Below are 10,094 nucleotides of genomic sequence, written 5' to 3'. Positions count from 1 at the left end.
TGCCCCGGACGCCACCGCCTTCGCACACCAAGTCGGCACGGTTCGTACTCACGTCAGCCCCCTAACCGGATCGAGATGGGGTTCAACAGATCCGGCGGCCATCCACGCCGAAGAAGTGCAGGTGCCCGGGTTCCGGATGCAGACGTACCCTGCTGCCTTTCTGCGGTGGGTTTCGCCCGTCGGCCCGCGCGACGATGGGCGCGTCGATTACGTTGCCGGGGCCGGTGATTCGCCCATACAGGTAGGCGTCTGCGCCCAGTTCCTCCACCACGTCGACCTCCATCTCGACACCGAGGCCACCCAGCTCGAAATGTTCGGGACGGACCCCGACCACGACCTCACCCGCGCCGCCGGCGATCTCCCGGGGCAGAACTATGGGCCAATCACCCAGCGACACAGCCGAATCCACGATGGGAAGGGTGAACAGGTTCATCGCCGGCGATCCGATGAAGCCCGCCACGAAGACGTTCTCCGGGTTCCGGTAGAGCTCGCGGGGTGGCGCGAACTGCTGCAGCACCCCGTCGCGCAGCACGGCGACGCGGTCACCCATGGTCATGGCCTCGACCTGGTCGTGGGTGACGTAGACGGTGGTGGTGCCCAGCCGCCGTTGTAACGCGGCGATCTGGTTACGCGTCTGCACGCGGAGTTTGGCGTCGAGATTGGACAGCGGTTCGTCCATCAGGAACACGTGCGGCCGGCGCACGATCGCACGGCCCATCGCCACCCGCTGGCGTTGCCCACCGGAAAGGTCCTTCGGCTTGCGATCGAGATAGGGTTGCAGGTCAAGGAGTTTCGCCGCGTCCAACACCCGCTCACGAATCTGGTCCTTCGGGGTCTTGGCGACCTTCATGGCAAAGCCCATGTTCTGGGCCACCGTCATGTGCGGGTAGAGCGCATAGTTCTGAAAGACCATCGCGACGTCGCGATCCTTGGGGTCGACGTTGGTCACGTCTCGGTCGCCGATCCGGATATGCCCGGAGTCCACGACTTCCAGCCCGGCCACCATACGCAGCGACGTCGTCTTGCCGCAGCCGGACGGTCCGACCAGCACGACGAATTCGCCGTCGCCCACCACGAGGTCCAGGTTGTCCAGGGCCGGGCGGTCGGCTCCCGGGTAGCGCCGGGTCGCTTGCTCGAATGTCACCGAGGCCATGGCTAGCCGCCCATTCCGGTGACGGCGATTCCGCGGACAAACGAGCGTTGCGCGATGGCGTACATGATGACCAGGGGCAGCATGATAAGCATCGAGGTTGCCATCAGAACCGGCCACCGGGCAACATATTCGCCCTTCATCCTGACCAGGCCCAGGGTCAGGGTGGCCAGGCTGTTGCGCTGAATCATCAGCAGCGGCCAGAGGAAATCGTTCCAGACGTTGACCCAGGTGAGCACGGCGAGCACCATCACCGCCGGTCGTGCATGGGGAAGCAGGATCCGCCAATAGACCTGCCACGGCGTACAGCCGTCGAGTATCGCGGCCTCCTCCAGATCGGTGGGCAGGGTGCGGAAGAACTGCCGCATCAGGTACGTGCCGAATGCGCTGCCGAAGAAACCCGGTGCGATCATCGCCCACGGGGTGTCGACCCAGCCCAGGGTCCGCATCACCAGGAATTGCGGGATCACGGTCACCGTCAAGGGCACCATCAGCGTGCCGAGATACACGACGAACAGCGCATCGCGGCCGCGGAAATCCAGTCGCGCGAAGGCATATCCGGCCAGTGAGCAAAAGAAGACATGCCCCGCGGTGACGCACCCCGCGTACAGCACGGTGTTGAAAAACATCCGCCCGAACGGCATCAGCGCGAACACCTCGGTGTAGTTCGACCACCGCGGGTGGGCCGGCAGCAGCGTGGGCTCGCTGACCTCGCCTTCCGTCTTCAGCGAACCCGACACCGCCCACGCAATCGGGAACAGCGCACACCAGGCGACCGCGAGCAGCGAACCATAGACCATGCCGCCGCGCACCACGGTGTGCCTGATGGCACCCTCACTTAAGCCCACGCGAAGTCTCCAAAGATCGTCGATGGCTGACACGCAACTGCACCACGGTCAGCACCAGCAAGACGGCGAACATCACCCACGCCAGCGCGGAGGCGTATCCGAATTCGAGGAACGAGAACGCGTGCTGGAACAGCATGATGCCCAGGACGTAGGTCGCCGATTCCGGCCCACCGCTGGGGCCGTTGAGGACATAGACCATGTCAAACGCCTGGAAGGCGTGGATCACCGAGATGATCACCACGAACGATATCGACCCTCGGATCAACGGAACGGTGATGGAGACGAATTGCCTTATCTCGCTGGCCCCGTCGATCTTGGCCGCCTCGTAGACCGTTCCCGGAACACCCTGCATCGCAGCCAGCAACACGACGGTGGCGAAGGGCACGCTGCGCCAGCCGCTGACGATGCACAGCGAGGCCATGGCCCAGTGGGGATCGACCAACCACGGGACCGGGCCGAGCCCGACCCAGCCGAGCATGATGTTGAGCAGGCCGTTGTCGGTGTTGAAGACGAATTGCCACACCACCGCCATCACGACCGACGAGATGGCCAGCGGCAGAAAGACAATCGTTCGGAAGATGCCGATGCCCCGGACCTTCTGGTTCAGCACCCCCGCGACGACCAGGCTGATGAGGACCGTCGGCACCACCGTCCCGAGGGTGAAGATCACCGTGTTGCGGATCGCGATCAGGAAGAGCGGGTCCGAGCTGAACAGGTCGGAAAAGTTCTTCAGGCCCACAAACTTTGGCGGGGTGAACACATCCCATTGCTGAAAGCTCATGTACAGCGAAAAGCCCAGTGGAAAGAGCATGAACACGGCGACCGCCACCATGTTGGGAGCGACGAACAACCGGCCGGCCCAGGCGTGCCGGCGCCACGGGCTCGGATCCTCCGGCGCCTTCCGCGTCGCCCTCCCGCCCGGGGCGGTCGCGCCAGGTGCGTCCATCGAGGTCATGGGCTACGTAGCACTTCGTCGACGGAGCGGGACAACCCGCTCAAGGACGTAGCCGGTACCCGGCCCCGCAGGATGGGGCCAAAGTTGCGGTCCATCAAGGCATTGACCTTCTCCCACGCCGGCGTGATCGGCAAGCCCTGCGAGAAGGCCGGACCTTCGGTGAGCACGCTGAGATTGCCGAGCCGTCGATGGGCCTTGGCGAATCCGTCCGATCGCAGCGCCGACCGCAGCACCGGAACGAACAGGCAAGATTCACCGATCAACGCTTGCCCGATGGGCCCGGTCGCGAACTTCACGAATTCCCATGCCTGCTCCTTGCGCGGGCTGCTCGCCGAGATGGCCAGTCCGGTGGCGCCGATATCGGAACACGCGGCGTGGCCCTTCCCCAGCGCCGGACCGACGGGCAACGGGGCGACATCGAAATCCAGGTCCTCGGCGCGGATGTAGGTCTGGTAACGCCAATGTCCGCCGAGCGCGATCGCCGCACGCCCCACCGCAAAAAGGTTAGGCGTCGACATCGACTGCGTCTCGGACGCGTTGGGCGCAACCCGGTACTTGTTGGCCAGATCGGCGTAGAACTGCACCGCTTCCTGGAACGCCGCCTTGTCGAAGTTGAAGTGAGTCGGGTTCAGCCGCGGGTTGGACCAGGCAACGCCGTTGTTCATCGCGAACAGGCCGGCCGAATAATAGGAACCCCAGGTGTTGACGAAACCGTACTGAGCGGCCCGCCCGGATGCCTCACGCTTGGTCAGCGCGCGCGCTACGTCCAGGAATTCGGTGAAATCCCAAGGCTGTTCCCACGTCTTGGGCGGTGCGGGCACCCCGGCTTCGGCGAAGAGCCGCTTGTTGTAGAACAAGTAGTTGCCCGACCACTGTTCGGGCAACGCGTACTGCTTGTCGTTGAAGGTGAACGTTTCGTACAGCGCCGGAATGCTGTCCGCCTTGAGCTGGTCGGCAAACGTCTTGTCGCGTGCCAACAGCGTGTTCATGTCCAGCAGCACACCGCGGTCGGCGAGTTCGGCGTAGGACAGTTCCCATGTCATCAGCACGTCGGGGCATTTGCCGCCGACACAAAACGTCGAAAGCTGTTGCATGACGCCCGGACCGGACTGCACCGGGCGAACCTTGATGTCGGGATGGCGGCGCGCAAACTCGTCGACGATGCGCATCCTGGCGTCCCGCTCGTCCGGATTGGCCGCGAAGAAGAACGTGAGGGCGTCCTCGTCGTCGGAAGCGCACCCGGCCGGCCACGGTGCCAGCGCAGCCGCGGAAAGCGCGCCGGCGCCCCGCAGCAGGTTGCGCCGCCCGAACGGCTTATCGAGCATGGCTCTCCCGGTCTTGCCCCGTGGCCGGGTTCCCGGCCGACTGTGTCTGACGTCCTTGGTACCCGATGCGCTTGTGATGTTCCTGGATCGGCCACCGCGGCAGCGTCAGCGCGGCCCGTCGGATTCGCTCGGCATTGCCGGTGATGTCGATCGTGTGGATGCGATCGTCGGTGCCGATGCCGATCACCAGCAGGACCTGAGCGCGCCCACCGGCCGCGAGCACGATGCCCGGTGCCCCGTCGATGAGCATGACAGCACCGGCGCGTGCCCGCTGAGAGAACCGGCGAGTCTCCCCGGCGACCTCACGGGCGCCGCGCAACGTGGTTGGCACGTCGGCGGGAACGAGGGCCGGATCGACGGTGCGCACCACCTCGGGAGCGAGCAGTTCGAGCAGGCCCGCGATGTCGCCGTCGCGCGACGCCGTCAGAAACGCCTCGACCACCTGCAGGTGGTCGGCCGTGCGACGGGGCGGGGCGGCCGGGTCGGCGTGCAGGCGCCCACGTGCCCTGCTGGCCAACTTCTTGGTGGCGTCCGCTGACCGATCCATCAGCCCGGCGATCTGCTCGAACGGCATGGCGAACACGTCGTGCAGCACGAACGCAACACGCTGCGCCGGGGAGAGCCGGTCGAGCACCACGAGCAGGGCGCTGCTCACCGACTCCGCCAGCAGTGCGTCCTCGTCGGCCGCCGCCGACGCCGTCCGGGCCAGTCGGTCCAGTTCGTCGGTGCCGCCGAGCGGTTGCTCGGCGCGACGCTTGCGCACTCGAAGCTGGTCGAACGCCTCGCGCGCGGTGATCGTGGTGAACCAACCGGAGAGGTTGTCGACAGCGTCGAAGTCCGCACGACTGGCCTTGAGCCACGCCGACTGAACGGCGTCGTCGGCGTCGGCCACCGAGCCCAGCAGCTGGAACGCGACCGACCTCAGGTGTCGTCGATCGGCGTCGAAACGCCGTGCCAGATCCGCCAGATCCATCGTTGCGCTCATGGGTCACCTTTCCCGCACGAAAGTCGTCAAGAAGATGACCGCGTCCAACGGACTTCCTGTGGCAAAGGAGACAAGCACCATGACCTTACCGATTGTGCGCCGCGCCGCGCACTGCACGCATTCGACCCGCCGCTGCGGAAATCGCTGCGCGACAAGGGATTGATCCGGATGCACACCGCACTCGTCGTGATCACGCTGATCACCGCCGCCATCACCGCCGCGATCGCCATCGCCGACTTGGTTCCGGCGCGATTCGTTCTGGCGAACTCTGCCCAAGTCGGGGTGCCCCGCTCGTGGTTACCGGCGCTGGGAGCAGTGAAGCTGGCCGGAGCCGTCGGGATCGTTGTCGGCCTGCTGGGCCTGCGGGAATTGGGCATCGCGGCCGCTGCCGGCCTGGTTGCGTTTTTCGTCGGCGCGGTGGCGACGCACCTGAGGGCACGCGTCCTGTACAACATCGCGTTTCCCGGCGCGTTTTTGTGCCTGTCCGCGGCTTCGCTGGCGCTGATGGTGGTCCGGTGAGGCATGCGGGGGTCAGGCGGGAAAGTACCTGATCCGGTTGATCGCGTTGCCGCGCCGGGCCACATCGGCGAACACGATGGCGCGTCCGTGACACGAGTTGAGCGACATCGCGACGGTAAGGCCCGCGCTGTTCATCTTGGTCGCGCCGGCCCCGTCCAGTTGCTCCGCCAGCTCGGCCAGCTCGAGTGGGTCGCGATCGGCCAAAGTTATTGCGGCATCCGATGACAGCAGCCGTGCAGCGGAAAACGTGTCTTTCCGCGCGACCGCGTCGAGGAACGTGGTCACCAGCCGCTGATGACGCGCTCCCACCCGTCGGAATCCGGTCATGAAACCGGCGGTCCCCCGCCAGCCTTGATTGCTCACCAGCCCCCTGGACAGGTTCAGCGCGGGGCCCACGGCGCCGAAGCCGGTGCGCAGGAACTGCAGCATCATGGCGGGAAGCTCCCAGTAGGCCCGCAGCTCGCCAATCTTCCACTCGCCGTTGGTTTCTCGGAGGTCGTAGCGCAGGAACGCCGGAATATACATCGTCACCGCCGAACCCATCGTGACCTCGAGCTCGAGGTCACGCAGCACCGCCGTGCCGACGACGATGTCGAGATCGCGATGGAACTTGATGTTACGCGGACCGATGAATGTGTCGTAAAAGCGGCCGATCTGCTCATGCCCCACGTGCGGTCGCGAGCCCACCGGGTCCTCGATCCGGCCGTCACCGGTGAACAGTCCCACCCACCCGGCGCGATCATGGGCGGCGGCCGCCTGCGGCGAGCGCTCCACCGCGGCCAGCAGATGTTCCCGATCCAGCGGCACCACCATTACGGCCCCCCAACCAACTCGATGCCGGCGGAGCGCATTGCCGCCAGCGCCTCGGCAGCGGAGTCCACGGCCGCGGCCGCGGTCAGGTCCACCAGCACCCTGGTGATCATGCCTGCCGCCGCCGCGTCCTCGGCGGTTCGCCGGACGCAAAAGTCCGTGGCGATGCCGACCACGTCGACCTCGTCGACGCCCCGCCGCCGCAACCATTCAAGTAGCGTCGTCCCGTTCTCGTCGACGCCCTCGAAACCGCTGTAAGCGGCGGCGTGAGCGCCCTTGCGAAAGACCGCATCGATGCGCCGGATGTCCAGGTCGGGCCGAAGATTCGCACCCACGCTTCCGGCGACGCAGTGCACGGGCCAGGAGGATGAAAAGTCCGGTCGGTCGGAGAAATGATCACCCGGATCGATGTGGAAGTCCTGGGTGGCCACGACGTAGTGGTAGCCCGGGTCGCCGTACAGATAGTCGTTGATCGCGGGTGCCACCGCGGCGCCGCGGGCCGTCGGCACGGAGCCGCCCTCGCAGAAATCGTTTTGCACGTCGACGATGATCAACGCTCGCACGCGCTCCACCCTATCGATGTGCACCTCTATGTCTAGGCCGGTCTAGCTGGGGATATCGACGCCACGGTTTGCTCGACAGGCAGCCGGGTAATACACCGGCCATGGTGCTCAGGAGAATCGCGCGACCCCTGTTATCAGTGGCATTCATCGGGCAAGGAGTCAATTCACTGCTCAATCCCAAATCCGCGGCGGAGGCCGCGGCGCCGGCGGTGGACGGTCTGCAGGCGTTGCCGGATTCGGTGAGCAGCAGCATTCCCAGCGACCCCGAGACGGTCGCGCAGATCACCGCGGCCGTTCAAATCGGCGGCGGCCTGCTGCTCGCCACCGGCAAACTCCCCCGCATCGCGTCGGCGGCGCTCGCGGTGACGGTGTTGCCGGCCAACCTTGGGACGCACTCGTTCTGGAACGAGAGCGACCCGGTGGCCAAAGCCCAGAAACGCCAACAATTTCTCACCGACCTCAGCCTGTTGGGCGGCCTGTTGATCGCCTCCGCCGACACCGCCGGTAAGCCTTCACTCGGGTGGCGTGGCCGCCGCGCCGCGGAACGGCTCTCCGAGCGGGTGTCGTCGGCGTGGCCCGGTTCCGACGACTCGGCCTTCGATGCCGATTTCTCGGAGCTGGGTGATCGGCTCGCACACGGCTTGCAGATCGGCGCCGAGCGGGGTCGCGAACTGGCCAGCACCGCGGCCGAGCGCGGCGCGCCTTACGCCGAGGCCGCACTCGAACGCGGCCGCGAACTCGCCAGCACCGCGGCGGAACGCGGCGCGCCTTACGCCGAGGCCGCACTCGAACGCGGCCGCGAACTCGCCAGCACCGCGGCCGACCGCAGCAGGCCGTTGGCGAAGAAGGCGCGCAAGCGTGGCGAGGAATGGGCCGACGAGGCCGCCGAGCGCGCCGCGTACCTGGCCGAGAAGGCGCGCAAGCGCAGCGAAGAGTTCGCCGACGAGGCCGCTGACCGGGCCGCGCCGCTGGCCAAGAAGGCCCGCAAACGCAGCGAGAAACTGGCCAAGAAGGCGCGTAAACGCAGCGAGAAGCTGGCCAGCACCGCGCGCGAGCGGGTCGGCGGCCAGGTCGAGACCGGCCGCCGCAAGCTGCCCTGGTGATCGCGGAAGTCGCGGACCGCTAGCGCCTGGAGCTAGTCGGGCCAGCGAGCCCGCACGTTATCGGGCGCCCACGCCGGCCACTCGGGGGCGCCGACCGTCAGGCCGCCGCTGAGCCGGGCAACGATGCGCGGGCCGCGCAAGCGGCTGTTGTCGTACACCGTCGCGAGGTCAGATGCGGCGATGGCGTCGGCGACCGGCGTCCACAACCGGCGGTGGCGCTCGCGGATCTTGGCTTCCGGCACGTCGTGACCGCCGGCCCGCACGCGGTGCCGGACGCGTTCCACCGCAAGGTTTTCCGGGATGAGCAGCACATGCAGCACGACGGTGAAGCCCGCGCGACGCGCGGTGTGGATGAGGTCCAGCTTCGAGGGATGGGAAAACACCGTCTCGGCGATGAAGGGCCGACCCAGTTCGATCAGCTTGGCGCGGGTGTCGGCGGCGACGCGCGCGGCGTCGTAGGAGTGCGAGGCCGGATCCTCCGGCCAGCGTTGCCGCGCGATCTCGTCGGCGTTGACCACGAGGCTTCCCGGCAACAGCGGCGCCAGGGTGAACGCGATGAACGTGGATTTACCGGCACCGTTCGGCCCGACCACCAAGTCAAGTCGATCCATCGCACCGCCGAACCGCCGACGATCGCCGGGTCAGCGCCCGCCCGCGAGCACCACCGCGGCGCCGTCGGGGCGGTGCTCGACGATCTCGCCGTCGTCGTTGAGGGCCACCGTGGTGACGCCTTGCCCGGCCAGCGTCGCCCCGTAGTTCGTGCGCGCCAGGCTTTCTTCGATGGCCGCGGAGATCTCGGCGTTGAACACCACGCCCTCCTCGACGGTGAGCTCGCCGGTCGCGAGCTGGCCGGCGAGGGCGGCTTCCACCCGGCGCCGCGAGGCGGTGTGCTGGCTGGACACCGCGCGCCCGACCCGCGCCCAGTGGTCGAGTTGCTGCTTGGCCGAGCGGCTCTGCCGGGCACCCTCAGCCGCCGCGCTGTCCATCAGGTCGGATGCGACCCGCGTTACACGATCGAGAGCCTCGGCCATGGCTTCCTCCAATGCAACACTCCGTTACAAGCTGTAGCATAATGCTACACGGCTGGGCCGGCCGTTGGTATGGGCCCTTCCACCGACTGGTTCGGTACGGCATCGCCTTCTGGCGCCACGCGTCACTGAATCCGTTCCGGCCCGAACCACACGCCGTCCGGGACGCCGATCGCCCCGGCCCTTTCCCGGGCTGTGGCCAGTTCCTGCGAGCTAGCGAATTTGCGCGCCTGGTCGACGTCGTGCATGTCCATCACGACGATGACCGTGTTGGAGTCGGCGGCGTCGACGTAGGTCCCTGTGACCACCAAACCGTGGTCACGTCGCACGGCATCGAGCTCGGGATCGCGGAAGATGGTGTTCCATTGCTCGACGCTACCGACTTTTTGTTTGACGAGCATTACTCCGACCATGACGAATCCTCCTGACAGCGTTCGTTTTTCACGACATGGTTTTGGATGCGGTGGCCAGCCCTCGTTGTGATCCAGCGCCAGCATGCTGCGCCGCGCCCTCGCTGTTCCATATCGATCCATCGGGATCAGCGTGGTCGACGAATGCGCGCGCGTAGGGGTCGTTGAACAATCGGTCCGTGCGTGAGCTTTCCTCTGCCCGCAGTACAGCCACCCCGAGGGAAGTCGCACCGACGCCCGTTGGACCTGAATCCTTTTGCGGCCGCTCAGCCATACGCTCCACCCGCTTTCGATTCGTCGCCGCCGCTGATCCCCTTGAGACAATGTCTACGATCGTAGACATAGGCAACTCTATGCGGGTCGGCTGATCATGTCTACAGTCGTAGATAAATTTCTGA

Annotated in this window: 12 protein-coding genes; 2 read left to right on the top strand and 10 right to left on the bottom strand. The window is 66.4% G+C overall.

The features are described 5' to 3' along the window. Positions 1-82: 82 nt before the first annotated feature. The 5 genes from A5760_RS13750 to A5760_RS13730 all read right to left on the bottom strand — a co-directional run bounded on the left by A5760_RS13750 (position 83) and on the right by A5760_RS13730 (position 5,263). Entirely contained in the window at positions 83-1,153 is a 1,071-nt protein-coding gene (locus tag A5760_RS13750) for an ABC transporter ATP-binding protein (RefSeq protein WP_064881590.1), read from the bottom strand. Positions 1,154-1,155: 2 nt separating this feature from the next. Then, positions 1,156-1,950, bottom strand: coding sequence for a carbohydrate ABC transporter permease (locus A5760_RS13745; protein WP_155764327.1), 795 nt, complete (start codon positions 1,948-1,950; stop codon positions 1,156-1,158). A 34-nt stretch (positions 1,951-1,984) separates the two neighbouring features. Then, positions 1,985-2,830 (bottom strand): carbohydrate ABC transporter permease, encoded by an 846-nt coding sequence (locus A5760_RS13740; protein ID WP_155764326.1) that lies wholly within the window; start codon positions 2,828-2,830, stop codon positions 1,985-1,987. Positions 2,831-2,949: 119 nt separating this feature from the next. Continuing rightward, positions 2,950-4,278 (bottom strand): ABC transporter substrate-binding protein, encoded by a 1,329-nt coding sequence (locus A5760_RS13735; protein WP_064881586.1) that lies wholly within the window; start codon positions 4,276-4,278, stop codon positions 2,950-2,952. After that, complete coding sequence (locus A5760_RS13730) at positions 4,268-5,263, bottom strand: sigma-70 family RNA polymerase sigma factor (RefSeq protein ID WP_064881584.1); 996 nt, start codon at positions 5,261-5,263, stop codon at positions 4,268-4,270. The genes A5760_RS13735 and A5760_RS13730 overlap by 11 nt, the downstream gene beginning before the upstream one ends. A gap of 168 nt (positions 5,264-5,431) precedes the next feature. Between A5760_RS13730 and A5760_RS13725 the strand changes: the two genes are divergently transcribed. After that, positions 5,432-5,782, top strand: coding sequence for a DoxX family protein (locus A5760_RS13725; protein WP_064881582.1), 351 nt, complete (start codon positions 5,432-5,434; stop codon positions 5,780-5,782). A gap of 12 nt (positions 5,783-5,794) precedes the next feature. Here A5760_RS13725 and A5760_RS13720 read toward each other — a convergent pair whose 3' ends face one another. After that, positions 5,795-6,595 carry a ketosteroid isomerase family protein gene (locus A5760_RS13720; protein WP_064881580.1) on the bottom strand — a complete coding sequence of 267 codons (801 nt, stop codon included), beginning with the start codon at positions 6,593-6,595 and terminating at the stop codon, positions 5,795-5,797. After that, a complete protein-coding gene (pncA, locus tag A5760_RS13715; protein ID WP_082279468.1) occupies positions 6,595-7,155 on the bottom strand; it encodes a pyrazinamidase PncA in 561 nt (186 codons plus the stop codon). The genes A5760_RS13720 and pncA overlap by 1 nt, the downstream gene beginning before the upstream one ends. Before the next feature lie 101 nt (positions 7,156-7,256). Here pncA and A5760_RS13710 point away from each other — a divergent pair, with 101 nt between their 5' ends. Then, a complete protein-coding gene (locus A5760_RS13710; RefSeq protein ID WP_064881577.1) occupies positions 7,257-8,258 on the top strand; it encodes a DoxX family protein in 1,002 nt (333 codons plus the stop codon). Between the two features lie 32 nt (positions 8,259-8,290). On the opposite strand, the gene A5760_RS13705 is transcribed toward A5760_RS13710, so the two are convergent. The 3 genes from A5760_RS13705 to A5760_RS13695 all read right to left on the bottom strand — a co-directional run bounded on the left by A5760_RS13705 (position 8,291) and on the right by A5760_RS13695 (position 9,699). Beyond that, positions 8,291-8,869, bottom strand: coding sequence for an AAA family ATPase (locus A5760_RS13705; protein ID WP_064881569.1), 579 nt, complete (start codon positions 8,867-8,869; stop codon positions 8,291-8,293). Positions 8,870-8,899: 30 nt separating this feature from the next. Next, positions 8,900-9,289 carry a TA system antitoxin ParD family protein gene (locus A5760_RS13700; RefSeq protein ID WP_064881567.1) on the bottom strand — a complete coding sequence of 130 codons (390 nt, stop codon included), beginning with the start codon at positions 9,287-9,289 and terminating at the stop codon, positions 8,900-8,902. A gap of 122 nt (positions 9,290-9,411) precedes the next feature. Continuing rightward, complete coding sequence (locus A5760_RS13695; protein WP_231122631.1) at positions 9,412-9,699, bottom strand: hypothetical protein; 288 nt, start codon at positions 9,697-9,699, stop codon at positions 9,412-9,414. Positions 9,700-10,094 lie beyond the last annotated feature (395 nt).

It is taken from the genome of Mycobacterium colombiense (assembly GCF_001665835.1).
GTDB lineage: Bacteria > Actinomycetota > Actinomycetes > Mycobacteriales > Mycobacteriaceae > Mycobacterium > Mycobacterium colombiense_A.
This window is presented reverse-complemented; position numbering and strand designations above follow the sequence as displayed.

What these genes read in the sequence shown, in the direction of transcription:
- A5760_RS13750 (WP_064881590.1), bottom strand. Translation starts at nt 1,153, where the DNA reads ATGGCCTCGGTGACATTCGAGCAAGCGACCCGGCGCTACCCGGGAGCC.
- A5760_RS13745 (WP_155764327.1), bottom strand. Translation starts at nt 1,950, where the DNA reads ATGGTCTATGGTTCGCTGCTCGCGGTCGCCTGGTGTGCGCTGTTCCCG.
- A5760_RS13740 (WP_155764326.1), bottom strand. Translation starts at nt 2,830, where the DNA reads ATGGTGGCGGTCGCCGTGTTCATGCTCTTTCCACTGGGCTTTTCGCTG.
- A5760_RS13735 (WP_064881586.1), bottom strand. Translation starts at nt 4,278, where the DNA reads ATGCTCGATAAGCCGTTCGGGCGGCGCAACCTGCTGCGGGGCGCCGGC.
- A5760_RS13730 (WP_064881584.1), bottom strand. Translation starts at nt 5,263, where the DNA reads ATGAGCGCAACGATGGATCTGGCGGATCTGGCACGGCGTTTCGACGCC.
- A5760_RS13725 (WP_064881582.1), top strand. Translation starts at nt 5,432, where the DNA reads ATGCACACCGCACTCGTCGTGATCACGCTGATCACCGCCGCCATCACC.
- A5760_RS13720 (WP_064881580.1), bottom strand. Translation starts at nt 6,595, where the DNA reads ATGGTGGTGCCGCTGGATCGGGAACATCTGCTGGCCGCGGTGGAGCGC.
- A5760_RS13710 (WP_064881577.1), top strand. Translation starts at nt 7,257, where the DNA reads ATGGTGCTCAGGAGAATCGCGCGACCCCTGTTATCAGTGGCATTCATC.
- A5760_RS13705 (WP_064881569.1), bottom strand. Translation starts at nt 8,869, where the DNA reads ATGGATCGACTTGACTTGGTGGTCGGGCCGAACGGTGCCGGTAAATCC.
- A5760_RS13700 (WP_064881567.1), bottom strand. Translation starts at nt 9,289, where the DNA reads ATGGCCGAGGCTCTCGATCGTGTAACGCGGGTCGCATCCGACCTGATG.
- A5760_RS13695 (WP_231122631.1), bottom strand. Translation starts at nt 9,699, where the DNA reads ATGGTCGGAGTAATGCTCGTCAAACAAAAAGTCGGTAGCGTCGAGCAA.